The sequence below is a fragment of the Parajatrophihabitans canadensis genome (assembly GCF_053764775.1).
In genome coordinates this window covers 451,516-478,309 of the sequence record NZ_CM132445.1, presented here as the reverse complement: position 1 = coordinate 478,309, position 26,794 = coordinate 451,516, and the positions used below count along the sequence as shown (strand labels likewise).

General features: G+C 64.4%; 27 protein-coding genes and 1 tRNA gene. 12 read left to right on the top strand and 16 right to left on the bottom strand.

Annotation, left to right across the window (positions count from 1 at the left end; translation table 11 throughout):
* Positions 1-27: 27 nt before the first annotated feature.
* The 3 genes from ACSMXN_RS02305 to ACSMXN_RS02295 form a co-directional block, all read right to left on the bottom strand.
* Positions 28-1,482 (bottom strand): NAD-dependent succinate-semialdehyde dehydrogenase, encoded by a 1,455-nt coding sequence (locus ACSMXN_RS02305; RefSeq protein WP_022913654.1) that lies wholly within the window; start codon positions 1,480-1,482, stop codon positions 28-30.
* On the bottom strand, positions 1,482-2,480 hold the full coding sequence (locus ACSMXN_RS02300; RefSeq protein WP_022913653.1) for an ornithine cyclodeaminase family protein: 999 nt from the start codon (positions 2,478-2,480) through the stop codon (positions 1,482-1,484). Before ACSMXN_RS02300 ends, ACSMXN_RS02305 begins: the two co-directional genes overlap by 1 nt.
* Positions 2,481-2,697: 217 nt before the next feature.
* Positions 2,698-3,012: a carboxymuconolactone decarboxylase family protein gene (locus ACSMXN_RS02295; RefSeq protein ID WP_022913652.1), complete on the bottom strand. Its 315-nt coding sequence runs from the start codon at positions 3,010-3,012 to the stop codon at positions 2,698-2,700.
* 102 nt (positions 3,013-3,114) lie between these two features.
* Between ACSMXN_RS02295 and ACSMXN_RS02290 the strand changes: the two genes are divergently transcribed.
* Positions 3,115-3,909 carry an SDR family oxidoreductase gene (locus ACSMXN_RS02290; RefSeq protein ID WP_022913651.1) on the top strand — a complete coding sequence of 265 codons (795 nt, stop codon included), beginning with the start codon at positions 3,115-3,117 and terminating at the stop codon, positions 3,907-3,909.
* Between the two features lie 32 nt (positions 3,910-3,941).
* Here ACSMXN_RS02290 and ACSMXN_RS02285 read toward each other — a convergent pair whose 3' ends face one another.
* Positions 3,942-6,557 carry a CHAT domain-containing tetratricopeptide repeat protein gene (locus tag ACSMXN_RS02285; protein ID WP_022913650.1) on the bottom strand — a complete coding sequence of 872 codons (2,616 nt, stop codon included), beginning with the start codon at positions 6,555-6,557 and terminating at the stop codon, positions 3,942-3,944.
* 56 nt (positions 6,558-6,613) lie between these two features.
* Between ACSMXN_RS02285 and ACSMXN_RS02280 the strand changes: the two genes are divergently transcribed.
* Together ACSMXN_RS02280 and ACSMXN_RS02275 are read left to right on the top strand one after the other, a co-directional pair.
* Complete coding sequence (locus ACSMXN_RS02280; RefSeq protein WP_022913649.1) at positions 6,614-7,873, top strand: S8/S53 family peptidase; 1,260 nt, start codon at positions 6,614-6,616, stop codon at positions 7,871-7,873.
* 22 nt (positions 7,874-7,895) lie between these two features.
* Positions 7,896-8,282: a YchJ family metal-binding protein gene (locus ACSMXN_RS02275; protein ID WP_022913648.1), complete on the top strand. Its 387-nt coding sequence runs from the start codon at positions 7,896-7,898 to the stop codon at positions 8,280-8,282.
* 19 nt (positions 8,283-8,301) lie between these two features.
* Here ACSMXN_RS02275 and ACSMXN_RS02270 read toward each other — a convergent pair whose 3' ends face one another.
* Complete coding sequence (locus ACSMXN_RS02270) at positions 8,302-9,420, bottom strand: peptidoglycan-binding protein (protein WP_196811303.1); 1,119 nt, start codon at positions 9,418-9,420, stop codon at positions 8,302-8,304.
* Between the two features lie 285 nt (positions 9,421-9,705).
* Here ACSMXN_RS02270 and ACSMXN_RS02265 point away from each other — a divergent pair, with 285 nt between their 5' ends.
* Together ACSMXN_RS02265 and ACSMXN_RS02260 are read left to right on the top strand one after the other, a co-directional pair.
* On the top strand, positions 9,706-10,098 hold the full coding sequence (locus tag ACSMXN_RS02265) for a limonene-1,2-epoxide hydrolase family protein (protein WP_022913646.1): 393 nt from the start codon (positions 9,706-9,708) through the stop codon (positions 10,096-10,098).
* On the top strand, positions 10,034-10,345 hold the full coding sequence (locus tag ACSMXN_RS02260; protein ID WP_155958400.1) for an antibiotic biosynthesis monooxygenase family protein: 312 nt from the start codon (positions 10,034-10,036) through the stop codon (positions 10,343-10,345). The genes ACSMXN_RS02265 and ACSMXN_RS02260 overlap by 65 nt, the downstream gene beginning before the upstream one ends.
* Here ACSMXN_RS02260 and ACSMXN_RS02255 read toward each other — a convergent pair.
* Entirely contained in the window at positions 10,310-10,519 is a 210-nt protein-coding gene (locus tag ACSMXN_RS02255) for a hypothetical protein (RefSeq protein WP_155958399.1), read from the bottom strand. The two genes, ACSMXN_RS02260 and ACSMXN_RS02255, sit on opposite strands and share 36 nt — an antisense overlap.
* A 507-nt stretch (positions 10,520-11,026) precedes the next feature.
* Here ACSMXN_RS02255 and ACSMXN_RS02250 point away from each other — a divergent pair.
* Both ACSMXN_RS02250 and ACSMXN_RS02245 read left to right on the top strand, forming a co-directional pair.
* Entirely contained in the window at positions 11,027-13,393 is a 2,367-nt protein-coding gene (locus ACSMXN_RS02250; protein WP_022913642.1) for an arylsulfatase, read from the top strand.
* A 360-nt stretch (positions 13,394-13,753) separates the two neighbouring features.
* Positions 13,754-14,545 carry a GmrSD restriction endonuclease domain-containing protein gene (locus tag ACSMXN_RS02245; protein ID WP_455407678.1) on the top strand — a complete coding sequence of 264 codons (792 nt, stop codon included), beginning with the start codon at positions 13,754-13,756 and terminating at the stop codon, positions 14,543-14,545.
* A gap of 197 nt (positions 14,546-14,742) precedes the next feature.
* On the opposite strand, the gene ACSMXN_RS02240 is transcribed toward ACSMXN_RS02245, so the two are convergent.
* Positions 14,743-14,818 (bottom strand) — tRNA-Thr (locus ACSMXN_RS02240).
* 88 nt (positions 14,819-14,906) lie between these two features.
* On the bottom strand, positions 14,907-16,391 hold the full coding sequence (locus ACSMXN_RS02235; RefSeq protein WP_051148904.1) for an SDR family NAD(P)-dependent oxidoreductase: 1,485 nt from the start codon (positions 16,389-16,391) through the stop codon (positions 14,907-14,909).
* Positions 16,392-16,541: 150 nt separating this feature from the next.
* On the opposite strand from ACSMXN_RS02235, the gene ACSMXN_RS02230 reads away from it, so the two are divergent.
* The 3 genes from ACSMXN_RS02230 to ACSMXN_RS02220 all read left to right on the top strand — a co-directional run bounded on the left by ACSMXN_RS02230 (position 16,542) and on the right by ACSMXN_RS02220 (position 19,061).
* Positions 16,542-17,255 carry a lysophospholipid acyltransferase family protein gene (locus ACSMXN_RS02230; RefSeq protein WP_022913639.1) on the top strand — a complete coding sequence of 238 codons (714 nt, stop codon included), beginning with the start codon at positions 16,542-16,544 and terminating at the stop codon, positions 17,253-17,255.
* Between the two features lie 39 nt (positions 17,256-17,294).
* Positions 17,295-17,855, top strand: a complete 561-nt coding sequence (locus tag ACSMXN_RS02225) for a GNAT family N-acetyltransferase (RefSeq protein ID WP_027139519.1) — start codon at positions 17,295-17,297, stop codon at positions 17,853-17,855.
* 90 nt (positions 17,856-17,945) lie between these two features.
* Positions 17,946-19,061 carry an ATP-binding cassette domain-containing protein gene (locus ACSMXN_RS02220; RefSeq protein WP_022913637.1) on the top strand — a complete coding sequence of 372 codons (1,116 nt, stop codon included), beginning with the start codon at positions 17,946-17,948 and terminating at the stop codon, positions 19,059-19,061.
* A 15-nt stretch (positions 19,062-19,076) separates the two neighbouring features.
* Here ACSMXN_RS02220 and ACSMXN_RS02215 read toward each other — a convergent pair whose 3' ends face one another.
* The 3 genes from ACSMXN_RS02215 to ACSMXN_RS02205 form a co-directional block, all read right to left on the bottom strand.
* Entirely contained in the window at positions 19,077-19,910 is an 834-nt protein-coding gene (locus tag ACSMXN_RS02215) for a DUF4232 domain-containing protein (RefSeq protein ID WP_022913636.1), read from the bottom strand.
* Positions 19,903-20,400 carry a SigE family RNA polymerase sigma factor gene (locus ACSMXN_RS02210; RefSeq protein WP_022913635.1) on the bottom strand — a complete coding sequence of 166 codons (498 nt, stop codon included), beginning with the start codon at positions 20,398-20,400 and terminating at the stop codon, positions 19,903-19,905. The genes ACSMXN_RS02215 and ACSMXN_RS02210 overlap by 8 nt, the downstream gene beginning before the upstream one ends.
* A 101-nt stretch (positions 20,401-20,501) precedes the next feature.
* A complete protein-coding gene (locus ACSMXN_RS02205) occupies positions 20,502-20,834 on the bottom strand; it encodes a hypothetical protein (protein ID WP_022913634.1) in 333 nt (110 codons plus the stop codon).
* A 229-nt stretch (positions 20,835-21,063) separates the two neighbouring features.
* Between ACSMXN_RS02205 and ACSMXN_RS02200 the strand changes: the two genes are divergently transcribed.
* Positions 21,064-21,549 carry a dirigent protein gene (locus ACSMXN_RS02200; RefSeq protein ID WP_051148903.1) on the top strand — a complete coding sequence of 162 codons (486 nt, stop codon included), beginning with the start codon at positions 21,064-21,066 and terminating at the stop codon, positions 21,547-21,549.
* A 15-nt stretch (positions 21,550-21,564) separates the two neighbouring features.
* Here the strand turns inward: ACSMXN_RS02200 and rlmB are convergent, their stop codons facing one another.
* Genes rlmB through ACSMXN_RS02185 form a run of 3 tightly spaced genes read right to left on the bottom strand, consistent with a single transcriptional unit; the run spans position 21,565 to position 24,390 of the window.
* Positions 21,565-22,536 (bottom strand): 23S rRNA (guanosine(2251)-2'-O)-methyltransferase RlmB, encoded by a 972-nt coding sequence (rlmB, locus tag ACSMXN_RS02195; protein WP_027139517.1) that lies wholly within the window; start codon positions 22,534-22,536, stop codon positions 21,565-21,567.
* Positions 22,536-23,945, bottom strand: a complete 1,410-nt coding sequence (gene cysS, locus ACSMXN_RS02190; RefSeq protein ID WP_022913631.1) for a cysteine--tRNA ligase — start codon at positions 23,943-23,945, stop codon at positions 22,536-22,538. The genes rlmB and cysS overlap by 1 nt, the downstream gene beginning before the upstream one ends.
* A 25-nt stretch (positions 23,946-23,970) precedes the next feature.
* Positions 23,971-24,390, bottom strand: a complete 420-nt coding sequence (locus ACSMXN_RS02185) for a PPOX class F420-dependent oxidoreductase (protein ID WP_022913630.1) — start codon at positions 24,388-24,390, stop codon at positions 23,971-23,973.
* Between the two features lie 46 nt (positions 24,391-24,436).
* Between ACSMXN_RS02185 and ACSMXN_RS02180 the strand changes: the two genes are divergently transcribed.
* Positions 24,437-25,549: a PLP-dependent transferase gene (locus tag ACSMXN_RS02180; protein WP_027139515.1), complete on the top strand. Its 1,113-nt coding sequence runs from the start codon at positions 24,437-24,439 to the stop codon at positions 25,547-25,549.
* Between the two features lie 7 nt (positions 25,550-25,556).
* Here ACSMXN_RS02180 and ispF read toward each other — a convergent pair whose 3' ends face one another.
* Both ispF and ispD read right to left on the bottom strand, forming a co-directional pair.
* Positions 25,557-26,033, bottom strand: coding sequence for a 2-C-methyl-D-erythritol 2,4-cyclodiphosphate synthase (ispF, locus tag ACSMXN_RS02175; protein WP_022913628.1), 477 nt, complete (start codon positions 26,031-26,033; stop codon positions 25,557-25,559).
* The gene (ispD, locus tag ACSMXN_RS02170; protein ID WP_022913627.1) at positions 26,030-26,758 is read right to left on the bottom strand and encodes a 2-C-methyl-D-erythritol 4-phosphate cytidylyltransferase; all 729 of its coding nucleotides are present in this window, start codon (positions 26,756-26,758) and stop codon (positions 26,030-26,032) included. The genes ispF and ispD overlap by 4 nt, the downstream gene beginning before the upstream one ends.
* Between the last annotated feature and the right edge of the window lie 36 nt (positions 26,759-26,794).

The window sequence follows — 26,794 nt, the reverse complement described above, 5'->3', positions numbered from 1 at the left end:
CCTTTGGAAACACTTGGACTACGGGCACTACACACTCACAGCCAGGTACTTGGTATCCAGGTACTCGGAGATGCCTTCGCTGCCGCCCTCGCGGCCGAGCCCGGAGGCCTTCACGCCGCCGAACGGGGCAGCGGCGTTGGAGACGATCCCCTGATTGAGCCCGATCATGCCCACGTCGAGGGATTCGCTCACCCTGATCGCCCTGGCGAGGTCTCTCGTATACACGTAGGCCACCAAGCCGTACTCAGTGTCGTTGGCCCACGAGACTGCTTCGCCTTCGGTATCGAACGCGATCAACGGGGCGACGGGCCCGAAAATCTCCTCATGCAATAGGGCGGCGGTCGGCGCCACGGCCGTCAAGACTGTCGGCTGATAGAAGTAGCCCGCGCCGGCTACCGGCGATCCACCGCTGAGCACGGTCGCACCACCGGCAACGGCATCGGCGACCAGTCGCTCCACTTTTCGTACCGCAGCCGCCTCGATCAGTGGACCTATCTGGGTCTGCTCGTCCAATCCGTGCCCAAGTTTCAATGACGAGAAGCGAGACGCCAATCGCGAGGCGAATTCGTCGGCGATCGATCGCTCGACGTAGAAACGATTCGCCGCAGTGCACGCCTCGCCCATGTTGCGAAGCTTGGCGAGCATCGCACCATCGACGGCGGCATCCAAGTCCGCATCAGCGAACACCAGGAAGGGCGCGTTGCCGCCCAATTCCATCGACGTGCGGACGACATGCTTTCCGCTTTGTTCGATGAGCAACCGCCCCACCGGGGTCGAGCCGGTAAAGGAGAGCTTTCGAATCCGGCCATCGGAAAGCAATGGCTCGACCACCTCGGCCGGCGTCGTGGTAGTGATGATGTTGAGCACGCCAGGCGGCAGACCGCACTCGATCAGCAGTTCGGCAAAGAGCAAAGTCGTCAGTGGTGTCAGTTCCGAAGGCTTGATCACCATGGTGCAGCCGGCCGCAAGAGCGGGCGCGATCTTGCGGGTTGCCATTGCGAGCGGGAAGTTCCATGGTGTGATGAGCAAGCATGGCCCGACGGGCTGATGCATGACCACGATGCGGCCCTTGCCGTTAGGCGCGATCTGATAGCCACCGTCGATCCGGACGGCCTCTTCGGAGAACCAGCGCAAGAAGTCGGCGCCGTAGTCCAGTTCGCCTTGCGCCTCAGCGAGCGGCTTGCCCATCTCCAGAGTCATCAGGCGAGCGAACTCGTCCCGACGCTGCAGCAACGTGTCATAGGCCTTGCGCAGAATATCGCTGCGCTCCCGCGGTGAGGTCTGACGCCACGACTCCTGCGCCCGGACGGCCGCTTCGAGTGCTCTAGTGGCGTCTTCGACCCGCGCGTCGGCGATCGTCGCCAGCACCTCGCCGGTGGCTGGATCATGCACGTCCAGCGTTTGCCTACCTATCGCATCACACCACTGACCACCGATGAGCAGCTGCGACGGAACGGAGTGGATCACCTCGACCGCGGTCATCAGCTCACCTTCACGGCGGCGTTGGCGAACGGTTTGAGCGCGGCGAGCTCACCGAGCGGTCGCCCCAGGCCCGCCGCCGGCGCAGCCTCGAGCAGTCGGGCCGCCAGCGCCAAGTCCTGCAACGCGGTTCCCACCGATTTGAAGGTGAGCAGATCGCGCTCGCCCGTCCGCTTGAGCAGATCGGAATTCGCCGACAGAGCCGCCACCGACACGAGTTGCTCGGGCTGTAGGTCACCGGACTTCAAACCGGCCATTACATCGCCCGATTCCGCCGTGACCTGCTTCGGATCGTCCACGATCAGGGTCCCAGTTCGCCGCAACACTGTCGCATCGAGTTCACGCAGGTTAGGTCTGGTCGAACCGACGGAAAGAACGATGCTTCCGCTGTCGACGTGCGCACCGTCGAGGACCGGCACGGTCGCCTTTGTAGCCAGCATGACGAGGTCTGCGCCGGCAAGGGCAGCCTGGCAGCTCTCTGCGGCCGATACCTTGATGTCGAGATCCGTACTCAACCGGGTAGCGAAGTTCTCGCAGCGTTCTGCCGACGGGCTGAACACCGAGACATTGTCGAAAGACCACACCCGATTCAAGGCGCGCAAGTGCCCGTCCGCTTCGAATCCGGAGCCGATGACGGCCAGATTGCTCGGTGCCCCGCCCACCATCAGTTTCGCGGCCGTCACGGTGAATGCCGCAGTGCGCAACCTGGTGAGCTCTTCGGCGTCGAACGCGCCGCGCAGTTCGCCGCTCTGGGTGTCATAGAGCAGGACGAGGTACCGGTTCCCGACGCCCTCGGCGAGGGTCATCACCTTCAGTCCCATCACCGGGCCCAGCACGGCCGGCATGACCCGCAAGAACCCGTTCTCGCTCGGTACATCGATTCTCGGCGGAAGCTTGCTCCGGCCTGAGGACTCGGCCAGCACCGCGTCCCAAGCGGCACGTTCGCACAGATCTTCCGATGCAAGGGACTTGATGTCCTCGCTGTCTAGAAAGAGGGTCATTCGGCGGTCCATCCATTGTCGAAGCTGGCTACTGTTGACACTTTGTGATCCCGATCGCTGGACGATGTTCTTCCGGCGACAAGGGGTGATACCGGCAAGTCGCCATTGGGCGACGACTCTGCCGCGGTGGGGCTAGACCGCCCGCGACAATTCGGATGCTATCAGCACTGGTGAGCTACTGTATACACATTGAGCGAATGGCTGGCCTCATGGCCGGTCAGCCGGCGACGGCAGCTTCCGCAGTGCGAAGAGCGGCGACGACATCGTTGAACAGCGTGCTTGCACCAAGAGTGGCGACGATCGCCTGATTGACCTGCTCCTGGGTGACACCCAGACTCACGGCTCGCTTGACGTGTACGCCCAGGCTGCCGAGCTGCCCGACGGCGGCAAGTGAGCCGATTACGATGAGTTCTACGGTCTGTTGATCGAGCGGGCCGGCCTCGACCGCCTTTCGCAATGCCGTGAACGCCTCGGCTGCCGATGGGTTCGCATTCGCCAACACCTCGGCTGGCTTCTTCTGGGGCTGGGTCATCGTGCTCCTCAGTAATCTCGATCTCACCTGGACGATGTCAAAGAGTATTCAGCATACATTTATGGCCCGGCTCAGTAATACCTTGTCAACTAAGGGGAGAACATGGATCTGGCACTGACCGGCAAGCGCGCGGTCGTCACCGGAGGCAGCCGCGGCATCGGTTACGCGATCGCCCATCAACTGGCGAGCGAGGGCTGCGATGTGGTCATCGTCTCGCGCGACGCGTCGAGCCTGGCCCTGGCCGCAGCAACCATCGCCGAACGAAGCGGTCGGCAAGTGTTCTCAGTCACCGCAGACACATCTGACGACGATTCCGTAACTGCCATGGCTGAAACCGCTACCCGAAAGCTCGGCGGCGTCGACATTCTCGTCAATGCTGCGGCGAGGTCTGCCGGTGCCTCCGGGGCCGCAAGCACGATCTCGGCGACCAAGCTTCGCGAAGAGATCGACGTCAAGGCTCTGGGGTACCTCAGGTGCTGTCAGGCGATCGCGCCGCAGCTCGTCGAACGCGGCTGGGGACGGATCATCAACATCGGCGGGCTGGCCAGCCGGCAGACCGGCTCGCTCAGCGCCGCGATGCGCAACGTGGCGGTCACGGCGTTGACCAAAACCCTGGCCGACGAGCTCGGCCCGCAAGGTGTCAACGTCACGGCGCTGCACCCTGGCATTACCAGGACCGAACGAATCGCAGCGCAGATCACCCAGCGGGCGGCAGAACAGCAGGTCGCGGAGCGCCTCGTCGCCGATCAGATGGGCGCCGCGTACGCGATCGGTCGGATCGTCGAACCGGCCGAGATTGCTTACCTGGCTGCGTTCCTGGCCTCACCGCTGAGCGTGGCCGTCAACGGCGACTCGATCGCGTGCGGTGGCGGCAAGGTGGGTTCGATCCATTACTGATCCGCCCAGTCCACCCGGGATCCTGGCGTTCGTCACGCACCCAGGGCAGTGAACGAAAGCCCCGTAGCGAGGCCGATCGGGTCGCCGTCGGTGGCCGCGCGGGCCTTGTGCAGTGCTTCGGGCAAGGTGTCGCCGTGTTGAAGGGCCTGGTGTAGAGCGAGCATCATCGGCACCACGGCCTGGTCGTTGACCGGCACGACACTGGCGAGGATTCCCACTGCACCAAGCGGAATGAGGCTGCTGCTCAGCCCGATGAGTTCATTGGCGCCGACCGGCGCGGCCACCGCAGAGTCACAGCTGGACAACACGATGCGGTACGGGGCGCGCTGGAGTCGCTCGAAATCGTGCACAGTGAGCGGTCCGTCGTCCAGTCCTACGGCCGAGAACAACGGGTTGTCGGCGCGAAACGTGCCGTGCGCTGCGATGTGTGCGAGCCAGGCTCCGTCCAGGGCGGCGAGCGCGCGCTCGGCGGTGGCAGTCCCGTTTCTCAGCACCGTCGCGCCGGGATACTGCTCTGCAAGTGCGGGCACCTCGGCGCCGCCGGTGGCCAGACCGGGTCCGACGATGAGGCTCACTCGCCGGTTGTCGGGCGGAGCGGTTCGCATCGCTCGTAGCCACGCCGACGCCGACGGGGCGACGCTGAGGACCCGATCTCTCAGGCTTGGCAACAGCGCCCACGGCACGGCGTGCAACGGTCCTGGCGGCACCACGACGACCGGGCCGGCGCCGAGGTCAGCGACGCTCGCCCCGAGTAGTACCCGCTCCAGCCGCGCTCCCACCTGTCCGAGCAGCTCCTGCGCATGTGGAATCGGCTGGCCCGCCGCGAAGCGCCCGAGAACTGAGCGGGCCATGAACGCGTCGTAGGCAGGTACTGCGCCCAACGCATGCCGGCGCAGCTTCCGTCCGGCGATCGTGATGGCGTGCAGAGTGCCGTCGATCTCGATCAATTCGACCATTCGGGTCTCGCCCAAGGCATCGAAAAGATCTTCCAGGTCGAGGCGGTACGTCTGGCTCGCCATGCTTCCGACAGACCGCAGCGTGTGCGATCGGACCACGTGCTCGAGTCGCCTGCGCTCGCGGTCAAGGGTCGTCGTGGGCAGCCCGTCGGCCCGGGCGGCGTCCAAACTCCAGGTCACCGCTCGCAGCGACGACAACTCCCCCACCAGTTCCTGGTCGGTCGGCGGGATCGGGGGTGAGAGTCCGAGCGCAGTCGCGCGCCAGCGTTCGCTCCACAGCAGCAGCCGACGGACGTCTTGGCCCCCTAGCGCCTGGCGTTGCGCGATGAGCGCCAGCTCCGCCCCGTGCGACGTGGCATGGGCGCGCAACTCGGTGGCGCCCAGCGTTCGTCGATATTCGTCAAGGGCATCCAGGCCACGACCGCACGCGGTGAGCATGGCACGGTTGTTCCCCAGGACCTCCGCATGCAGGGCCTGGCCAAGCCAACCAAGGCTGCGTGTCAGCGATGAGCCGCGCCGCCGCAAGCCAGCCACAGACGCGAAGTGACGTTCGGCGCGAAGCTTGTCGCCACGCCGCACAGCCAGCCGCCCTGCCACTAGGTGGGCCTGCGGGGCGTCTGAGTCGCGAAAGTCTTCTAGTTGCCTGGCGATCTGTTCTGCTCGGCGCAACAGGGTGCTGCTCGATTCGCCGGCTAGGTATCGCGCGCGGATCACCACGAGCTCGGCTCTGGCTTGCCACAGGGCACGTCCCTGCCTCTTGAACGACCGCCGCGCTCGCTCGGCGCGCAACCTTGCCGCCTGGGGGTCTGACGCGGCCAGTGCGGCGTACGCGGCGGCGAAGACCAGATCTGCCGTCCGCAACGCGTCACCGCCGCGCCGGCCGAGTTCGGCCGCGGCTGTGTCCGCTTCCCGCACCGCGTCATCGGCCAGCCCGGCCGCGAGCAGCGCCGCACACCGATCCATCGCAAGATCGGGGTTCACCGCATCAAGTGCGACGTAGCGGTGACCGGCCTCGTCCAGATATGTCAGCGCGGCGGGCAGATCGCCGTGCGCGAAGGCGACCCGGCCCCGGTTGTGACGCGCCTTGGCATATTCGAGTTCTTGGTCTGCGCTCGCGAACAGAACCTCGGCGGACTGATAATCCGCCCCGGCACGGTCCGTATCACCGAAGGCCAGATAGATCTCGGCCCGATGAGTCAGAGACCGCGCCTCCCACACACTGTCCTTGCCTCGTCGCAGTAGCGCCAGCGCACGGTTCAGATCGTCGAGCGCCTCCTGGTAGCGGCCGAGGCTTCTGAGTACCGAGGCTCGCCGCATGAGCACTGTGCCGGCAAGGACACCGCGAGCCTGCCCGGCCGCTCGGTCAAGCAGTGCCAAACCCTGGCTGCTGTGTCCCGTCCACGCCAGGGCGACGCCCAGGGTTGCCAGCACATCGGCTTCTCGCTCAGATCGTCCCGAAGCCTCAGCCAGCTCCAGCGCTGAGCGAAGCTCCTTGATCGCCGCAGCGACATCGCCCCGATCGCGGAGCACGATGGCGACGGTCTGCCGCGCGATCGATGCGTCGTACGCGCTCGGCCGAGATGCGAGCAGTTTGCGGGCCAGCTCCGCCGCCTCGTTCGGGCGCGAGAGCGCAAGCGCGAGCAGCTGATTGGGCCCCACCGAGGAATCTGGGCCGGGCTCTGTCGCCGCCACGCTAGTAATGCTAAACAGAAGCACAACGATCACCCGCCTGGAGATGGGGACGGCCGATGGCCACCAAACAAAAACGAAACACAGCCGCAGCCAAGCCGCAGGTCGAGCCGACGGTCAAGTTAGAGGCGCAGCTCAACCTCATTCTGAACGGACTCGAGGAATCAGCGATCTTTCGCGGCGAACGCGATTCGCCCACCGAGGTAGATTACCTATATCGGCAGGGCATAATCCTGATCCGCGACGAGGACATCGAACGCGTCCGCGAGGTTCTGGGCGGCGGCCAGCCACGCGAGCATGCCAACAACCTTCGCGGTCTGACGATGTTCGAGCACCCGGGCGGTCGAAGTACGGACGAGACCTGCGAGTTGATCGACAACGCACTGGGTGAGGGCATCGCCACACCCGATCACATCTTCTACATCTGCACGACCAGCACCTGTCCGGCCACCGAGCCCGAACAGGTCCCAGTCGGCGTTCGACCCTTCCCGGAAGTCTCGACGGATTGGTGCGACGGCAAGGGCACGTTCGTGTCGGTGCTCGACAGCGGTTGGCTACCCGAGGCCGCCGCCGAACACGATTGGCTCACCGATGTAAACGGCGACGTTGAGGATCCGTTGGGCCCGAACGGCATTCTCTCCTACGCCGGCCACGGAACCTTCGTCGCGGGAGTCGTCCGTACGATGGCGCCGAAGACTGACGTCTACGTCGAAAAGACCTTCGTCAAGGCCGGTGCGATCTACGAATCCGACCTGGTCAAGCAGGTATCGGATGCGATGCAACGCGGACCGGACGTGATCTCCCTTTCCTTCGGTACGAACACCCGAAAGGATTTGCACCTGCTCGGATTCGACATCGTCGAAAAGCGAATCAGGTCGGTCAAGGGCGTCGTTCTCGTTGCCGCCGCAGGCAACGATTCCTCACGCCGACCGTTCTGGCCGGCCGCGCTGCCCTGGGTAGTTTCCGTCGGTTCGTTGAGCTCGAACTGGCAAACACGAGCGGATTTCAGCAATTACGGTGGTTGGGTCGACGTGTTTGCCCCGGGAGAGGACTTGATCAACGCCTTCGCTACCGGACCATACGTCTGCGAAGAGCCGCCGCAGCGCGGGGAGCACCGCGACTTCTTCGGCATGGCGAAGTGGAGTGGCACGTCGTTCGCCACGCCGCTCGTGGCGGGGTTGATCGCAGCACGAATGTCAGTCACCGGCGAGAACGGGCAGCAGGCTGCTGAGGCCTTGCTCGCTCAAGCTCGTACCAGAGCGATACCGGGTTTGGGCGCGGTGCTGCTGCCAGGAGAGGCTTGTTTGGACGGAGACTAGCGCGAGTCTGCACAATGGCGGGATGACATCGCTGGTCCGTTGCCCGTGCGGATCGGGCGATACCTACATCGCATGCTGTGGGCGCCTCCACTCGGGCGAAGCGACTGCGGCGACCGCGGTGGCTCTGATGCGATCACGCTTTTGCGCCTTCGCTGTCGGTGACCGGGATTACTTGCTCGAGACGTGGCATCCGTCCACCAGACCCACCGAGCTGGTGCTCGACCAAAACCTGCGCTGGACTCATCTCGACATCGTCGACACTGTGCGTGGCGGTCTGTTTGACCAGGTGGGCACGGTGGAATTCCGCGCACACTACCGTCAGACCGGAACCCGGGCCAGCGTGCACGAGCGAAGCAGCTTTACCCGGCTGGACGGTCGCTGGCGCTACCTCGGCGCAGACCCCAAGTAGCGCGGTGCGTTCGCGTGGGTCAGGCTGGGCGGTACTTGCCCGTCCAGGCCAAGCGCCAGGTGTTCGGCCCGATCTCACCATTGGGCACCAGCCCGTTCTGGCTCTGCAACCGCTTGACCATCGCCAACGTGTTCGGCCCGTACTGCCCTGTGCCCACCGGGAAGAACCCGCGCGCATGCATCTGATCCTGGAACCGCTTGATCGTCGAATTCCAGTCGCCATAGTGGAACCACCGCGGTCCGGGAAACGCTGGTATGACCGGCGCCTTCGCGGCTACCGTTGATGCGACCGAGTACTTACCGGTCCAGGCCAAGCGCCAGGTGTTCGGCCCGATCTCACCATTGGGCACCAACCCATTCTGGCTCTGCAACCGCTTGACCATCGCCAACGTGTTCGGCCCGTACTGCCCTGTGCCGACCGGGAAGAACCCGCGCGCATGCATCTGATCCTGGAACCGCTTGATCGTCGAATTCCAGTCGCCATAGTGGAACCACCGCGGTCCAGGAAACGCTGGAATCGATGTGGATACGCCGCTCGCGGCTCGGGAACCGGAGACCTTGATGTCACTGATTCGTCCCGAGCGCGCGTCGCCATCTTCGCGCAGTCCTACGATGCTCGCGCATTGCCATGGCTGCCAGCCACGTTGGCGATACAGAATCAGCGCCCGCGCGTCCTGCTCCGCTGGCGATGCGTTGTTCGGATAGCCAGAACCTCCGACGCTGCGCCAGGTGGCGAGGTCGAACTGGTAGGCGCCGTAATGGGCGTTGCCGGTGTTGATCGAGTAGTTGTTGCTGGACTCGCATTGCCGGAGCCGGAGCCAGGCGCTGGCCGAGGGGTCAGCGGAAGCGCTACCCATCGGCAGTGCAACCATCGTTGCGGTCCCCGCGGCGGCAAGAGCCACAGCGGCGGCGGCCAGTTTCTTCGCGCGATGCGTTCGTCGGGGTGGTTCGACCTCCTGGGCAGCTACCGACCGATTCTCGGTGGTGCTGTTCGCAGCGGAGCTGTTCTGAGCGAAACCGTGCGCGGCAGACCTGTCCGCGACTGGCTGCTCCAGCCGCTCCGGCTGCTCCGGCCAGTCGCCAAAGAAGGATATTCCGCCGTCTGAACTCGAAGCAGCGGTTCCCGATGAAGTGGTCAAAACACCCACGTTCCCTTCGGCATTGCTAGTTGTCTGTGTCTCTCGTACTCGCGCCATCGCGAACAGAGTCACGCCCGAACGGCTTCACTGCCGTCCCATGCGCAACTACCGTCACACAGGACCCATCGTCAACGCAAGCTGAGGGCCGGACGGTTACCGGTTCGCCGCCTCCGACCTAATCCGCATTTCACAGTGGGCGTCGGCTGGCGGCATTTGGACAGCGGCCCGAAAGTGCGCTAATAGTTAGCATCGCCGAGGCGTCACGGCGTAGCCGAAGGAGCACACATGGCCGATCCGCAGCAGGTCGTCCGCAATTTCTGCGGGGCAATCTCCACCCTCGACCGCGACACCGTTCGAGCATGTATGCACGACGAGATCGTGTTCCGCGATCCCGAAACGAATATGGGCGGCGGCGGGATCGAAGCCACGATGCGCGCCTGGGAACCGGTATTCAGGCTCTTCACCCGGTTCGACGTCGAGATCACCAGCATCGCCTCGAACGGTCCGATCGTGTTCACCGAGCGTATCGACCACGTGACCGTTGCTGGCGAGGACTTCGAGGTGCCGTGCCTCGCCGTTTACGAGGTTGCCGATGACCGGATCATCCGGTTCCATGACTGGTTCGACCCGTCGATCGTGGGAGCGGCCATGGCGAGGGCCAGCAACGCCACCAGGTAGCAAGATCCTTGAACTGGCCACCATCGGCATGGACAAGTCGAACTCCTCCGACCGGTTCACGATCCTCAGCGAAGACGGCGACCCGGACGTCCTTTGGAACGTTGAGGTTTTCAGGTCCGAGCAAGCGAAGGATGCCTACGAGAACAGCCCGCTGGCAGACGAGTTGCGCGACGAGATCATCGCCCTCGGTGCTAACCGAGCGCCTAGGTCGTTACCCGTCTCGGTGCTCTTGCTCCCACGCCTTTAGGCGGGCATGCACGAGGGCCTCAGCTGCGCGAAGGTCGATCTGCCGTTCCCGTGCGAGCGCGAGATCGCGTTCGGATCGACGCTCAGCGGCATCGCGGGCAAGTCGGGCAGAGACGCGATCGGCTGCTTGCCTCGAGCCGTCGACAATTGCGGCCGGCTGAGTGTCGCGGTTCATGACGGCACCCTGCGCACTTTGCCCAGTATTAGTAGCCGGGCGTCCAGCTTGCACCCGCGCACGGTTCACACGTTCTACGGCCTGTGTGGTGCTCACACAGTTCCCGGCAGTAGCGGCAGACCCAGGTGCGGCGACTAGCACGATTAGGCATATACCGAGTTAAGTCCCGGAATACATCCGCTGACCTCGTCCTAACAGAATGAGGTGCGCCTCAGCGCCCTGAAACATCGTTCGCCGGGGATACGTTAACGCCGCGATACCTTCGTCCAACTTCGCCACCACCCACCCGGGTTGTTGCATGCCGCCCTGTCATCGGCAGATCAGTGCCTCGGAAACGATCGCGTCAGCGGCAGATACGGCCGTTTCGGGCGTTGACGATGTCTCCCGTGAGCCACCGTGCAGAGCATTGAGACTCGCGCGTTTCATCCCTCCGGTATGAGCTCGGGCGCCGTCGCATGAGGCAATGTGCGTTGGGTTGGCATTGGGCGTCGAGGGTCGGGAGACGTTGTGACTGATGGTTTGAGTGCGCGCCGGGGAAGTCTGCCGATTCCTGATCGGCAACAGTTGGGATTAGTCACTTACGACGCCAAGGATCCGGACACGGCGTTTCCGCCTATCGAGCCGTTGTTGCCGCCTGAGCAGGCGCCAAACGTGTTGATTGTGCTGCTCGACGACGTGGGATTCGGGGCGGGTAGTGCGTTTGGTGGCCCCGCAAAGATGCCCACCGCGGAGCGTCTGCAGGCTGGCGGTTTGACCTACAACCGGTTCCATACCACCGCGCTCTGCGCACCGACTCGGGCTGCCCTGCTGAGCGGTCGTAATCATCATTCGGTCGGGATGGGGTCGATCACGGAGAGCGCCACGTCGGCGCCCGGTCTGAGCGGGCTGCGCTCGAACACTAAAGCCGCGTTGGCGATGACGCTGAAACTCAACGGGTACTCCACGGCCCAGTTCGGTAAGTGCCATGAGGTGCCGCCCTGGCAGACCTCGCCGGTCGGCCCGTTCGATGCGTGGCCCTCCGGTGGCGGCGGTTTCGAGCATTTCTATGGCTTCCTCGGTGGCGAGAACAACCAGTACTTCCCGGCGCTGTATGAGGGCACCTCACCGGTCGAGCCGGACAAAACTCCTGAAGAGGGTTATCACCTGACCGAGGATCTGGCCGATCACGCCATCGACTGGATTCGGACACAGAAGGCGTTGACACCGGATAAGCCGTTCTTCGTCTACTTCGCGCCCGGCGCCACCCACGCCCCGCATCACGTTCCAGTCGAGTGGGCTGACCGGTATGCCGGACAGTTCGCCGAGGGGTGGGACGCGCAACGCGAAACCATCCTGGCCCGGCAAAAGGAACTCGGCGTCGTGCCAGCTGACGCGGACCTGACCACCCGACCAGATGCGATCCCGGCCTGGGCAGACATGGACGACATCCTCAAGCCGGTGCTCGAGCGTGAGATGGAGGTCTATGCAGGATTCCTGGAGCACACCGACTATCACGTCGGCCGCGTCATCGACAGCCTCGAGACCATCGGCGCCCTGGACAACACGCTCATCTACTACATCATTGGCGACAACGGCGCCTCCGCGGAAGGAACGATCAACGGCGCGTTCAACGAGATGGCCAACTTCAACGGCCAGGCCGCGATCGAATCCCCGGAATTCATGGCCTCGGTCAAGGACAAATTCGGCACACCGGAGGCCTACAACCACTACGCGGTCGGTTGGGCCTGGGCCCTATGCGCCCCGTATCAGTGGACCAAACAGGTGGCTTCACATTGGGGCGGTACCCGCAACGGCACCATCGTGCACTGGCCGAACCGGATTAGCAGCAAAGGCGCGCTGAGGTCACAGTTCTGCCACGTCATCGACGTCGCGCCCACCATTCTGGAAGCGGCCGGCTTGCCGGAGCCGGACTTCGTCAACGGTGTGCAGCAGTCACCGATCGAGGGCACCAGCATGATCTACACCTTCGATGATGCCGACGCCGCCGAACGCCACGATCTGCAGTACTTCGAAATGTTCGGCAACCGCGGCATCTACTACAAAGGCTGGAGCGCGGTGACCCGACACAGCACCCCCTGGCTGCCCGCCGAGATACCACCCGCCCTCGACGACGACGTCTGGGAACTTTATGACGGCAGCAATGACTGGTCCCAGTCCCGTGATCTGGCCGCCGAACAACCCGAAAAGTTAGCCAGCCTGCAGCGCCTCTGGTTGATCGAGGCCGTCAAATACGGTGTCCTGCCCATCGATGACCGACGGTTCGAGCGGCTCAACCCGACCCTCGCTGGACGACCGCAGCTCATCACCGGCACCACCCAAACACTGTTCCCCGGAATGAAACGCCTCACCGAGAACAGCGTCATCGACATCAAAAACCGGTCCTTCACCGTGACCGCTGCCTTCGACACCCCAACAAACGGACTTGCCAACGGCGTCCTCATCGCCCAGGGCGGGCGTTTCGGTGGCTGGGTCCTCTACCTCAAACAAGGACGAGCCAAGTTCGTCTACAACATGCTCGGCATGCACGAATACAGCACCGAAGCGAGCGAGGAACTCAGCCCGGGGACCCATCAGGTCCGGGCCGAATTCGCCTACGACGGGGGCGGCCTCGGCAAAGGAGGCAACCTTACCCTCTACTACGATGGCGGGCCCGTCGCCACCGGCCGCATCGACATGACCCAGCCACTAGTCTTTTCCGCCGACGAAACCACCGACATCGGCGAGGACTACGGCATGCCCGTGACCACCGACTACGCCGGAGCCAGCAAGTTCAATGGCCACATCGACATCATCCAGATCAGCGTCGGCGATGACGATCACTCCCACCTCATCAACCCAGAACTAGCCGCCATGGTCGCCCTGTCCAGGCAATGAGGGCAATGACAACGTAACTCCACAGCGGCTGGACGGTGGGCGTCGTGTCCTTGGATGTCGAGCCCTGGGCCGACAGCGGGAAATGATCAGCGGTCATCTGGCGTAGCCTTCTGTCCGGTCAGCACGCTAGGACTGGCGGCCAATATGTGGTTATTCCGAACGGTGGACACCAGTCGCCTGAGAGCAACGGTGTCTGCAATGGCCGTGGTCTGTGTCTTGGTCCTTTGTGGGTGTCAGCACGGCACGTCGACCACTCCGGCTGCGTCACACCCGTCCTCGTCCTCGTCCTCATCCTCATCTTCATCGCCTGCGACGTCGCCGCCGCAGAAGCCGGCGCAGTCGAACGGCGCAACGGCCGCGATGACTGTGTTGGCTGCCTTGCCGGTGAAAGGGCGGGCACCGCTGACCGGTTACAGCCGCGAGCAGTTCGGCCAAGCCTGGACTGACAACAACGATGTCCTGTACGGCCACAACGGGTGCGACACCCGCAACGACATCCTCCGACGCGATCTGCTCGCCGTCACGCTCAAGGCCGGAAGCAACGGCTGCGCGGTGCAGAGCGGCACCCTGCACGACCCCTATACGGCCAAGCTGATTCCCTTCAGCCGCGCGGCGCCGGCGGCCGTGCAAATCGATCACGTGGTCCCGCTCGGTGATGCCTGGCAGACAGGCGCACAGCAATGGAGCGCCCAGAAACGCACCGACCTAGCCAACGACCCGCTGAACCTGCTCGCGGTAGACGGACCCACCAACGAGAGCAAAGGCGACTCCGACGCCGCGTCCTGGCTACCCCCGAACCCGACTTACCGATGCGCCTACGTCGCCCGACAAGTCGCGGTCAAAGCCCGATACGCCTTGTGGGTAACTGCCTCCGAACGCGCCGCGATCGCCCGCGTTCTCGCCACCTGCCCGACACAGGCGGCGCCGACCGAGACCGGCACACCTCCCACCACTACCGCCCCGGCCACTCGATCCACCCCGCCGCCCGCGACCACTCAGATCAGGCCACTCGTTCCGGCCCCGTCCGCCAGCAGTACCTACTACCCGAACTGCGCCGCAGTCCGCGCCGCCGGAAAAGCCCCGCTGCTTCGAGGCCAACCCGGCTACCGCGCCGACCTTGACGGCGACGGCGACGGCGTCGCCTGCGAATAACTACGAAGGACACCAGGGACACCAGGGACACCCTGCTGTGTCCCTTTAGATAAGCGGGGTCCCGCCCGCACAGAGCTTGAACCAGACCTGGACGACTCGGACAACCTGGCATGGTCGGTCGTTTTCATGCCCGAATCGTCCGGCCGCAACAGGCTGCGTATGGTCCCCGAGGTGCTCGGATGCCACGAAAAAAACACTGGAGCCGACGAGGAGACTTGAACTCCTAACCGCCCGATTACAAGTCGGGTGCGCTACCAATTGCGCCACGCCGGCGAGCGTGTCGTGCCAACTGCCGGAGCCATCTTAGACGGACCGCACGGTTGACCGCCGACGCCCCGGCGCGCGCGGACGGCCAACCGAGTTACCAGGCGGCGGGCTCGTAGTCCTTGAGGAAGCATCCGTACAGATCGACGCCGGCTTCGCCCTGGACAATCGGGTCATACACGCGCGCGGCTCCATCCACCAAATCCAACGGGGCGTGAAAGCCCTCGGCGGCGAGCCGGACTTTCGTGTGGTGGGGTCGCTCATCGGTGATCCAGCCGGTGTCGACTGCGGTCATCAGAATCCCGTCGTCAAGCATCTCCCGCGCCGACGTCCTGGTCATCATATTCAACGCAGCCTTGGCCATATTGGTGTGTGGATGCCCAGGGCCCTTGTAGCCACGGCTGAAAATGCCTTCCATCGCAGACACGTTGACGATGTACTTCCGTCGCGCCGCGCTAGCTGCCATCGAAGCGCGCAACCTGCTCACCAAGATGAACGGCGCCGTCATGTTGCAGAGTTGAACCTCGAGCAACTCCAACGGATCCACCTCGTTCACGCGCTGCGTCCAACTGTTGATCCCGTTCACGTCCGGCACCAGGCCACCCGCGTCGATGGCGGTCTCCGCGGCGATCCGCTCCAACGACGCCGACCCCGCGACGAGGGCCAGCCGCGATAGCGACGAACCGTCCATCGCAGCCGGAAGATGCGGCGTCGGATGAGCCGACAGCGAACCGGCCAAGGCCGCCGGATGCGCGTCCGAAATGTGATCGAAGGTCAGCATCTCCGGTAGCGGACCGTCCGGCAGTGGATCGTTCTCAGCTGCCGCCAATGGACCGTACGCGCCAGCTGATCGCCGTACAGTCTGGGCCGCATTGTTGATCAGGATGTCCAATGGTCCGACGGCGGCGACCGAATCGGCCAGAGCCACCACCTGCGCCGGATCTCGAAGGTCGATGCCAACGATCCGCAACCGGTGAATCCAGTCGGCGCTGTCAGGCATCGCGGTGAACCGGCGCACCGCATCGTTCGGAAAGCGCGTGGTAATCGTCGTGTGCGCGCCGTCGCGCAGTAGCCGCAGCGCGATATACATCCCGATCTTGGCCCGGCCGCCGGTGAGCAAGGCCCGACGCCCGGTCAGGTCAGTGCGCGCGTCTCGGTGGCTGTGGTTGATCGCCGCGCAGGTCGGACACATCTGGTGATAGAACGCGTCGACCTGCGTGTAGTCCTGCTTGCAGATGTAGCACGGGCGCGCCCGGAGGAAGGTCCCGGCCGAGGCCCCGGTCACCGATGACACCAACGGAATGCCGGACGTCTCGTCGTCGATACGTTGCGGTGACCCGGTTGCGGTCGCAGCCACTACAGCACGATCAGCTGCCGAGATCGCATCGCGGCGTTCGTTACGGCGTGCCTTCTTAACCATCTTGAAGATCCGGCCGGTGGCACGCCGAATCGCGACCGCATCCGGGTGTTCCGGCGGTAATGCCTCTGCCTCGGCTAGCACCCGAAGGCACACCGCCAGCTCGCCTGGGTCGATGCCGTCGGCTGTTCCTACCGTCTCACCCGCCGCGATGAAGTCCTGCACAAGGTTTGTCTCGATCACCCGTCAACGATACGGGCTCGGCGCGGGCGCCAAGGTCACCGGCGATGACGGACAATCCAGCGGGGACGTTCGTTCCGAATACACCCAGCCACGGCCAGCCGAACAGAACCCAGCCGAACAGATGGGGGCAGAGTGAGTCGCGCACACAAACCGAAAGCGGGTTTCTGGATCAGGCTCTGCGTCCTGATCCTCTTTCCGCTCAACTCACTGCTCTTCAAACTCCGCTGGCATCACCTCGACCGGATCCCGTCCACCGGCGGCGTTCTCATCGCGGTGAACCACATCAGCCAGGCCGACACCGCAGCCATGGCCCGGATGATCTGGGAATCGGGGCGCATTCCACGGTTCCTCATCAAGAGCGGTGTATTCGGTTGGCCGGTCCTCGGGCGCATCGTGAAGGGCGCCAAGCAGATTCCGGTCTACCGCGGCACTATCGATGCTCGTAACTCGCTCCAGGCAGCGACCGAGGCGCTTGCGCGGGGTGAGTGCGTGATCATCTACCCGGAAGGCACCATCACCGCAGACCCGGACTATTGGCCGATGGCCGCGAAGACTGGTGTGGCCAGAATCGCGCTCGACAACCCGAGCGTTCCGGTCGTTCCGATCGGTCAGTGGGGAGCACAGCAGACGCTCGGTCGTGGGGGCAGATTCCGCCCCATTCCCCGACATCGTCACGAGGCCTCCGTCGGCATGCCCCTCGATCTCAGCCAATTCCGCGCACGGCCACCAGAAGAACAGACTGCCGCGTTTTTCGACGAGGTCACTGAGGCCATCATGGCCGCGATCACAGCCGAGGTAGCAAGCTTGCGAGGCGGCAGACCACCGACTTGCGACGCTGAACGATAATGATTCGCGCCCTCAGCTCAGACCATGGACGATCGGTCAATGCCCGAACTCGTTGAACCGACGCCCCTCGTCCGTGAATCGTTCGTCCGCGCCATGGACGGTTTCATTGCCGAGGGCCGCGGTGCGGCCGACGATGACAGCGCACTTGGTCGCAATATCCGCACGTACGGCCCCACCTGGCGGACCGAGCAGGGATTCGTAGCGTTCATCGAGGCATTGCATAGCGAGGGTGACGTAGCTCTGCCGGCTCCAGAGGGCTGGGTTCATTCGACCACCTACTGGTACCTCGACCGGGACGAATATCTCGGCTCGATCCGGCTGAGACACGAGTTGACGCCCTACCTTCTCGAAGAAGGCGGCCATATCGGCTACGACATCGCGCCGTCCGCCAGGTTGAGGGGACACGGCACGGCGATGTTGCGCGAGGCACTGCCGATCGCGGCGAAACTGGGAATCGATCCCGTCCTCATCACCTGCGACAACGACAATGTCGGTTCGCGCAAGATCATCGAGGCCAACGGTGGGGTGTATGAGGACGAACGCAATTCAAAGCTTCGCTTCTGGGTGTCTACCCAGGTCTCAGGCGCGCCCGGAACTTGACGGGTGTCGTGCAGGCGGGTGTGATTGAAACCTGCAGACCGGCAGCTTTCCGTACCTCGGCGGTCGCAACCACACCGAAGGGATCGCTGCATGGCCGAAGTCCAGTACCTAGGGGCTACCCGCGTCTACCCGAGCAGTCCGGTACCCGCGGTGAACAAGCTCGATCTGGACGTCGCCGACGGCGAGTTCATGGTTCTCGTCGGCCCGTCCGGGTCCGGCAAGTCGACCGCGCTGCGCATGCTTGCCGGCCTCGAGGACCTCACCGAAGGTGAAATCCACATCGGCGGCGTTGACGTCTCACATCTGCCGTCCAGAGAGCGCGACGTCGCCATGGTGTTTCAGAACTACGCTCTCTACCCGCACATGTCTGTCGGCGAAAATATGGGTTTTGCGCTGAAACTCAAGGGCGTCGGTAAGGACGACCTCGCCGCCCGCGTGCTGGCCGCGGCGAAGTTGCTCGATCTCGAGGACTATCTCGATCGTAAGCCGAAGGCGTTGTCTGGTGGACAGCGCCAACGGGTTGCCATGGGGCGTGCCATCGTCCGTGAGCCGAGTGTCTTCCTGATGGACGAACCGCTGTCGAATCTGGACGCCAGGCTGCGGGTCGAGACACGAGCGAATCTTGCCGCGCTGCAAGCCCGCCTCGGTACAACGACCTTGTACGTGACACACGATCAGGTCGAAGCCATGACGCTCGGTGACCGTGTCGCTCTGCTGCGGGACGGCATCCTCCAGCAGGTCGACACCCCTGGCAAGCTCTACGATCGTCCGAACAACACGTTCGTTGCGGGCTTTTTCGGCTTGCCGCCGATGAACCTCGTGCGGGTAGCCGTCGATGGTTCAGGAACCAGACTAGGCGGCTTCACAGTTCCACTTGCCCCTGCCACCGCCGCCGCAATCAGTGCCGAGGGCCTGCGCGAGGTCGTCCTGGGCATCCGACCGGAGTCGCTGGTACCGATCGATTCCGGACGAGGTTTGCCAGTAAAGGTAAACCTGGTCGAGCCGCTGGGGCCTGACACCGTTGTCACCGTGGACTTTCCCGGTTGGCGCTCGTTCGACAGCGGAGTGGACGGTGGCGCAAGGCCCTTCCAGGTTCGGCTCAGCGGTCGGGTCAAACCGCAGATCGGTGCGGAGCTCGTGCTAGCTGTCCACGCCGAAATCACCCATGTCTTTCAACCCGAAACGGGTCAGCGCATCGGCGATTGAGCTCGGCGAGGCGGGTCAGCCTGCGGTGACGGCCGTCGTGTACAGCGCACAAGAGCTGCTGCTGAACGGGATTCGTAACGGCACCTTCTGATCAGGCGGGTACACCTGCAGTTGCGTCGACGGTCGTGGCGTGTCGCAGCCAGTCTGAGTGGCGAGACTTTCCCGCAGGGTGAAGGCGCCTCGGTGACCTGGTGAAACGAGAATGCGCTGGCCCAACTGTCCGGTACGCACAGCTGGCTGCCCGACGATCGCCCCGGAGCCATCAAGCAGCGATACACCCGGATAACCCTGCAAGACACAGGAGTTCACCCCGTTGTTGGTGAGGTAGACGGTCGTATAGGAGCTGCCGGCCGCGCCCTGCGGACTGCCAACCGTCATCGTCAGATCGGCCGTTGCACAGGTTGCCTCGGTGCCCGCGCCGACCCCGCCGCCCTTTCTCGGCTCTGAGCTCACTGCGCCAGATGGTTCGGCCGGCGGCGAATTACGTCCGCTCGGTATCGAACTCGGTATGGAGCTCGCTGTAGGCAGCAAAGGCACCTGAGGCCGACCGAACGTGCTTGCCGGAGTCGCCGCCGGGACTGCTCCCTCTGGGGAACGGTTCACCTGGTGCACGATGGCGGTGGTTACGCCCACAGCGATGAGGACGACCGCGGCGGCTGCGATCGGCAGGCCCCACCGCCTGAACCGACGACCAGGGCCTATCGAATCGGGCGCAGCATCAGCCGCCCCCTCAACCAGGCCCTCGGACGACTGTGCGAGGCGTTCGATATCGGCTGCGCTCAGCGTCATCGGCGGCTCCGGAGTTTCGTCCCGCAGCAGAGCTGATAGTCGTTGTTCGATGTCAGTCATTGCGCACCCCTTCGACGAGCAAGTGCAGCCCCGGCGCCGTCCGCAGCTTCGAGATAGCGCGTGATGCCTGGCTCTTGACGTTGCCGACGGAGCAGCCGAGCACCGCCGCTGTCTGCGCCTCGGAATAGTCGTTGAAATACCGCAACACCACGACCGCGCGCTGTTTTGGCGGTAGCGCGGCGAGCGCCGCGCGCAGCGGCTGGCGCAGTTCCGTTGCGGCGAGGTCGTCTGCGTCCGCCCGATCGGGCACTACGGCCACTGGTCGCTCGCTGATCCAACGGCGCCGCTGACCGGTCAGAAAGCTGTTGGTCAGAACCTTGCGGACGTAGACCTCGGGGTTGTCGGCCTGGATGGAGTCCCAGTGCTGCCATGAACGCAACAGCGCGACCTGAACGAGATCTTCGGCTGACCCCCAGTTGCCGGTGAGCAGCCACGCCGACCTCAACAGCGATCGTGAGTTCGCGTCGATGAACTCTTCGATGGTCTGCACGCGATCGCCTCCTCAAGCGCTCACTTGATCAGACGCCTCGCGGTGCTCGAATGGTTGCATCGAGAGCTGCGTGCCGCAGTAAGCATTGCGGTGCGGCCGCGCTACCGGCGCTTGGGCTGCTGCCGAGGCTGCTCAGTCACGCCCACCTGGCTCAGCAGCAACATGTCCTTGCCATCGGCGGAACGGAAACTACGACGAACGCCGCGACCCATCTTCAACTCGACCCGGGCGTCTTCGCCGGGCTTGAGCTTGACCTGCAACGCGCTGCTGGCGCGACCGCCGAATACGACGATCACTGCGTGGTTACCCGGAGGTAGTTCGACCGTGACCGCCCGACGTCGAGCCAGCCTGCCGACCTCGGAGTCGTCGATTCGCACATGATATGCGCCGCCGAAACCGAGCCACCGCTCGCTGAACACCGTAATCGAGCTCATCTGCCACCACCTATTCAGTCAACGTTCTCTTCAGTCAACGTTGCCTGACAGCAAAACAGACGCGGTTCGGCCGTCTTCGACCGCACTGCTGATCGGTCAGTCCGGCAGAAGTTTCTGTCGAGCAGATGAGGATGGCGGTACGTTCACGACCGACATCCACCAGCCGCGGAGCAACGAATCCGATCTGGCCGCACCATTCGTTACACCGCTGACGAAAGGGTCCCAAATCATGAAGAAAGTTCTGCTCGTTACCGCCCTCTCGGTCGCCGCAGGAGTCACTGCGGCCTTGGCCTTCACGGGGGTCGCCGCCGCGGCGACGAACAACTCCGCACATCACAACAGCAAGAACCGCTTCACAGTGGTCGAGCACGCTGACACCGACACCGTCGCTGATATCGGGCCGGCAAACGACAGCCTTGGGGACGTGCTGGCCTTCGGTAATCCGATCTACAACGCCCAGAACACGCTGAAAATTGGCTCCGATCAGGGTTCCTGCATCCGTACGAAGGTTGGCGTCGCCTACGAGTGCTCCTGGACGACCACCCTGAGCGGCGGCTCACTCGTAGTCGAAGGCCCGTTCCTGGACGCTGGCGACTCGACTCTGGCGATCACCGGCGGGACCGGCAAATGGGCAGCTGCACGAGGGCAGATGACCCTGCACGCGCGCAATGCGGCGGGCACGGCCTACGACTTCACCTTCGACGTTCGGCACTGAACCCGTTCAGCTGGTTTAACCCGCTTGCGCCAACCGGCGTACTCGCGCAACCTCGGCGAGCGTGACGGCGGCCGCGACCGAAGCATTGAGCGATTCCGCCTTGCCTGACATGGGAATCGACACGGTGACGTCACAGGTCTCGCCGACCAGGCGCGACAGGCCACGACCCTCGGACCCGACCACGATCACCAACGGATCTGCGGCGAAAGGCAGCTGGTCGATCGTGGTGTCTCCATCGGCGTCAAGACCTGCGACCGACAGACCCGCTTTCTGACAATCCTTCAGAGCTCGCACCAGGTTGTTCACCTGCGCAACCGGGATGTGCGCCGCCGTGCCCGCTGAGGTTCGCCAAGCGGTCGCTGTGACACCCGCGGAGCGCCGGGTCGGGACGATGATGCCCTGGGCACCGAAAGCCACGGCAGAACGGATGATCGCACCGAGGTTGCGAGGGTCGGTCACACCATCAAGAGCAACCAGCAATGGAATCGTGGTGGACTGTGCGACGACGTCGAGCAGGTCGGGCAACTCGTCGTACTGAAAGGCCGGGATCTGCAGCGCAATACCCTGATGCAGAATTCCGCCGGTGCGGCGGTCGATCTCTGCCCGGCTGACCTCGAGAATCGGCAAACCACGGTCGGCCGCGATCTTGATCGCATCGGTGACTCGCTCGTCGGATTCGATCCCGACGGCGACGTACAGCGCCTTGGCGGGGATCTCGGCGCGAAGTGCCTCGGCGACCGGGTTGCGGCCTACCAGCAGTTCAGGCGCATCTGAGTTCTTGCCGGGTGCACCCCGTCGACGCGGAGCCTCACCGGCCCGGCGCTCCGCCGAGGCGGCCCGCCGTGCCGCGGGATGGCCCTTACGTTCGGTGGCTTTCGGTGTCGGCCCTTTGCCGGTCAGCGCGCGCGCCCGCTTGCCCCCGGAACCCACCGTGGCGCCCTTCTTCTGCTTGCGCACAGCGCCTCTGCGGGATGAATTGCCTGCCATCAGTGATCCAACTTCCATCGGGGTCCGGCCGGGGTGTCCTCGACGAGCACACCTGCCGCGGCCAGCGAATCGCGAATCGCATCGCCGGACTCGTAGTCCTTGCGCTCGCGTGCCGACTGGCGCTGCTGCAGCGCGAGCCGGACGAGGTGATCGATTGTTTCGGTGAGCTGAGCCGTTTCGCCGTTGTCCGGCGATGACATGTTCAGCCCTAGAACGTCGACCATCGCCGATACCTCTACAAACGCCTGCGCGACAACCGGCGGATCCTCGAGGTCGAAGCCGATATGGCCTTGTTTCAGACTGGAATGCAATTCGCTGAGTGCGACTGGAATGTTCAGGTCGTTGTCCATGGCCTCGACGAACTTCGGTGGCAGCCCGGTCTCGTCCTGGCGTTCCCTCGCGAGCGCGACCTCTTCGGGATCGAGCTCGGCAGAGGCGCGAGCGAGAAACGTCTCGATCCGCCGCCATGCCACCGCGGCTTCGTTCAGGGCCTCGGGCGAGTACTCGATAGCCGATCGATAGTGTGCCGCTCCGAGGTAGTAACGCAGCTCGACCGGACGCCACTGCTTGGCCATCTCGCTGACAAGCACCGTATTGCCGAGGGACTTCGACATCTTCTCCCCCGCGAGCGTTACCCAGGCGTTGTGCATCCAGTACTGGGCGAAATCGTCCCCGGCTGCCTTGGACTGCGCGATCTCGTTCTCGTGATGCGGAAAGATCAGATCGAGGCCACCGCCATGGATGTCGAAGGACGGGCCGAGATACTTACCCGCCATCGCCGAGCATTCAAGGTGCCAGCCAGGGCGCCCGTCGCCCCACGGCGTCGGCCACGAAGGCTCGCCTGGTTTAGCCTTTTTCCACAAGGCGAAGTCCCGCGGGTCTCGCTTGCGTGAGTCACCGACCGAATCGCCGGCGGGCTGCATGGCGTCGACCCGCTGACCGGAGAGCTCCCCGTAGGACGGCCAGGACGCGATATCGAAATAGACATCACCATCGACCGCGTAGGCATGGCCTCGCGAGATGAGCGTCTGCATCAGCGTGATCATCTCGGTGATATGACCGGTCGCGCGAGGTTCGACCGTCGGCGGCTCGCAGCCGAGAATCTCGTAGCCCTCGCGAAACGCGGCCTCGAAGATCGCCGCATGCGCCCACCAAGGGCGCCCCGCTTCGGCGGACTTCGCGATGATCTTGTCGTCGATATCGGTGACATTGCGGACGAAGGTGACTTCGTAACCGCGGTACTGCAGCCAGCGCCGCAGGATGTCGAAATTCAGGCCCGAACGCAGGTGCCCGATGTGCGGGGCGGCCTGAACGGTCGCGCCACACAAATAGATCGACGCCTTGCCGGGTTCGAGCGGGACAAAGTCCCGCACCGTCCTGGTTGCGGAGTCGTAGAGCCTGAGCGTCACCCAGCAATCCTACGGGGCTGCCTGACTAGTATCGCTCGATCACGCGGGCCGCGCTCACCCGAACGACGACGCGGATGTTGTCGGTGCCCTCGTCACCGGTGTATCGCTGCCCGGTGTAGATCTGTGACAGGCGCTCGATCAGTTCCGGCCCACCGTCGGTGACCATCGAGACCGTCCCGCGCACCTCGACGTAGCCGTAGGGGTTTTCCCTGTCCAAGATGAGCACGCTCGTGCGCGGATCGCGCAGCCAGTTCGTCTCCTTCTTGCGTCCCTGGGTTGTCGAAAGCAGTAGCTCGTCACCCTCGTAGGTGGCCCAGAGCACCGAGGTCTGCGGCGAACCGTCAGTGTTGTTGGTGGCCACGACGACGAAGTTCGCGGCGTCAAGCAATTCCTTGGCCTTGACGGGCAGGGGCACGGTCGCCGGAGCGGCTGCAGAGGTTGTCATACCCCGATCCTGCTACACCGGGACAGGCCAGACTACTTTCGTGGACATGCGCGATGACACCGGCAAGCTGCGACCCGAATCGCTAGCAGTCAGTGCGGGCCGTCCCGAGCGCGCCCCGGACGTACCGGTGAATCAGCCGGTGGTGCTCACCGCGACCTTTCACGCGGGCGGCCCACGCGGCTATGCGCGGGCCGGCACGGATACCTCAGCGGCGTTCGAACAAGCGGTCGGCGCGCTCGAGGGTGGCCTGGCCACTTCGTTCTCGTCGGGGATGGCGGCCTCGACCGCTCTTGTCGAGGGGCTTCCGGTCGGCTCGGTCGTCGTGCTGCCGACATCGTTCTACAACGTTCAGCGAACCCTGCTCGACGCTCAGGTCGAACTGGGGCGGCTGAGCCTGCGGGCGGTCGACACCGCGGACCCAGATGCGGTCATCGCGGCACTCGACGGCGCGGCGATGCTCTGGCTCGAGATCCCGAGTAACCCGATGCTCAGCGTGGCCGATCTGCCCGCCCTATCGGCGGTAGCTCGCGAACGCGGTGCGCTCACGATCGTTGATTCGACGGTGGCCACCCCGCTCGGCCTGCGCCCGTTCGACCACGGTGCCGATGTGGTCATGCATTCGGCAACGAAGTGGATCGCCGGCCACAGTGACGTGATCTCCGGCGTGCTTGTCACCCGCGACGCTGCCCTGGCAGACCGGATCTCGGCGCGGCGCACGCTTACCGGCGCCATTCCTGGGGCCTTGGAGTCCTATCTGGCGTTACGCGGGCTCCGAACTCTGTCGGTCCGGTTGGAACGCGCCTGCGCCAACGCCGCGGTCTTGGCCGACCGCCTGCGCGATCATCCAGCAGTCACCCGCGTTCACTACCTCGGTTTCGACGACCACCCGCAGGCCGAACTCGTCGCCAAGCTGCTCAATCATCACGGCGCGATGCTGTCGTTCACCACCGATTCGGTGCAGCGAGCCGATTCGCTCTGCGAACGCGTCAAGCTCATCACGCACGCAACCAGCCTCGGGGGTGTGGAGTCCCTTATCGAACGGCGTGGCGCCTACCCGGGTGAGATCGCCCAGGCGACGCCCGCCGAACTCGTCCGACTCTCAGTTGGCATCGAGCACGTAGAGGATCTGTGGGACGACCTCAGCCAGGCACTTGCCTGACGTGAAATCACGGGGCGCTGATCAAGGCGGTTGCCATGGCCGCGACGCCCTCACCCCGTCCGGTCAGACCGAGTCCGTCGGTGGTCGTCGCTGACAGGGTCACCGGAGCGCCGACCACGGCGGACAACAACTGCTCTGCTTCGGCGCGCCGCGGACCAAGTTTCGGGGCGTTTCCAATCAGCTGGGCTGTGACGTTGCCGATCTGCCAACCGGCGGCGACGACTCTGGCCACCACCTCGGTCAACAGCTCGGCGCCCGACGCACCGGCCCAGCGCGGATCGGAGACTCCAAAAACCGAGCCCAGGTCGCCGAGCCCGGCCGCTGACAACAGCGCGTCACAGGCAGCGTGGCACACCACGTCTCCGTCGGAGTGACCAGAACAGCCATCGACGCCCGGCCAGAGCAGGCCCGCGATCCAACAGTCGCGGCCGGCCTCGATCGGGTGGACATCGACGCCAAGGCCCACCCGGGGCAGGCCCGTCATCGGCCGCCGCCGGCTGCCTGGGCGGGTTCGGATTTGACAGCGGAAGCTACGTCAACGGTCTGAATCAAAGCCTCGGCGATCTTCAGGTCGTGTGCGGTGGTGATCTTGAATCCCAGTTCGGACCCCGCGACCGTCATCACCTCCAAGCCCATTGCCTCGAGCAGGCCGGCGTCGTCGGTGGTTCCAGCATCGCCGAGGGCGGCAGCTTCCGCATGCGCGGACACAAGGGCCGCCCGCTGGAAACCTTGCGGCGTTTGTACCGACCGAAGGGGCGCCCGATCGACAGTCGCAGCGACCTTGCCGTCCGGATCCACCCGTTTGATGGTGTCAGCCACCGGCAGTACCGGAATGACTGCTCGAGCTCCGCCACGCAAGACCGCAATGACGTCGGAGATGACGCTGGACGGCACGAGCGGCCGCGCCGCGTCGTGAACGAGGACGTACTCGACCTCGTCCGGGAGCGTCTGCAGTCCGCGCGAGACGGACTCTTGCCGGGTAGCACCACCGGAAATGACCCGCACCCCGCCGCCGAGACGCTGTTCGACCTCAGCGACCACGGACTCGGGTGCGACGATCACGAGCGAGCTGATGTCGGAATGGTCAAGAAAAGCGGCGGCCGCCCACTCATAGAGTGGACGGCCGCCCAAACTGACCAGAGCCTTCGGAACACCAGCGCCCAAGCGCTCGCCATTGCCTGCGGCCACCACAATGGCGGCGATGTTCATGAGGCGAATCCCAATTGCTGAACGGGAACGTGCGCT

Excerpts from the sequence above, each read along its gene's own strand:
- ACSMXN_RS02305 (WP_022913654.1), bottom strand. The coding sequence starts at position 1,482 with ATGACCGCGGTCGAGGTGATCCACTCCGTTCCGTCGCAGCTGCTCATC.
- ACSMXN_RS02300 (WP_022913653.1), bottom strand. The coding sequence starts at position 2,480 with ATGACCCTCTTTCTAGACAGCGAGGACATCAAGTCCCTTGCATCGGAA.
- ACSMXN_RS02295 (WP_022913652.1), bottom strand. The coding sequence starts at position 3,012 with ATGACCCAGCCCCAGAAGAAGCCAGCCGAGGTGTTGGCGAATGCGAAC.
- ACSMXN_RS02290 (WP_022913651.1), top strand. The coding sequence starts at position 3,115 with ATGGATCTGGCACTGACCGGCAAGCGCGCGGTCGTCACCGGAGGCAGC.
- ACSMXN_RS02280 (WP_022913649.1), top strand. The coding sequence starts at position 6,614 with ATGGCCACCAAACAAAAACGAAACACAGCCGCAGCCAAGCCGCAGGTC.
- ACSMXN_RS02275 (WP_022913648.1), top strand. The coding sequence starts at position 7,896 with ATGACATCGCTGGTCCGTTGCCCGTGCGGATCGGGCGATACCTACATC.
- ACSMXN_RS02265 (WP_022913646.1), top strand. The coding sequence starts at position 9,706 with ATGGCCGATCCGCAGCAGGTCGTCCGCAATTTCTGCGGGGCAATCTCC.
- ACSMXN_RS02260 (WP_155958400.1), top strand. The coding sequence starts at position 10,034 with ATGACTGGTTCGACCCGTCGATCGTGGGAGCGGCCATGGCGAGGGCCA.
- ACSMXN_RS02255 (WP_155958399.1), bottom strand. The coding sequence starts at position 10,519 with ATGAACCGCGACACTCAGCCGGCCGCAATTGTCGACGGCTCGAGGCAA.
- ACSMXN_RS02245 (WP_455407678.1), top strand. The coding sequence starts at position 13,754 with ATGACTGTGTTGGCTGCCTTGCCGGTGAAAGGGCGGGCACCGCTGACC.
- ACSMXN_RS02225 (WP_027139519.1), top strand. The coding sequence starts at position 17,295 with ATGCCCGAACTCGTTGAACCGACGCCCCTCGTCCGTGAATCGTTCGTC.
- ACSMXN_RS02220 (WP_022913637.1), top strand. The coding sequence starts at position 17,946 with ATGGCCGAAGTCCAGTACCTAGGGGCTACCCGCGTCTACCCGAGCAGT.
- ACSMXN_RS02215 (WP_022913636.1), bottom strand. The coding sequence starts at position 19,910 with ATGACTGACATCGAACAACGACTATCAGCTCTGCTGCGGGACGAAACT.
- ACSMXN_RS02205 (WP_022913634.1), bottom strand. The coding sequence starts at position 20,834 with ATGAGCTCGATTACGGTGTTCAGCGAGCGGTGGCTCGGTTTCGGCGGC.
- ACSMXN_RS02200 (WP_051148903.1), top strand. The coding sequence starts at position 21,064 with ATGAAGAAAGTTCTGCTCGTTACCGCCCTCTCGGTCGCCGCAGGAGTC.
- rlmB (WP_027139517.1), bottom strand. The coding sequence starts at position 22,536 with ATGGCAGGCAATTCATCCCGCAGAGGCGCTGTGCGCAAGCAGAAGAAG.
- ACSMXN_RS02185 (WP_022913630.1), bottom strand. The coding sequence starts at position 24,390 with ATGACAACCTCTGCAGCCGCTCCGGCGACCGTGCCCCTGCCCGTCAAG.
- ACSMXN_RS02180 (WP_027139515.1), top strand. The coding sequence starts at position 24,437 with ATGCGCGATGACACCGGCAAGCTGCGACCCGAATCGCTAGCAGTCAGT.
- ispF (WP_022913628.1), bottom strand. The coding sequence starts at position 26,033 with ATGACGGGCCTGCCCCGGGTGGGCCTTGGCGTCGATGTCCACCCGATC.
- ispD (WP_022913627.1), bottom strand. The coding sequence starts at position 26,758 with ATGAACATCGCCGCCATTGTGGTGGCCGCAGGCAATGGCGAGCGCTTG.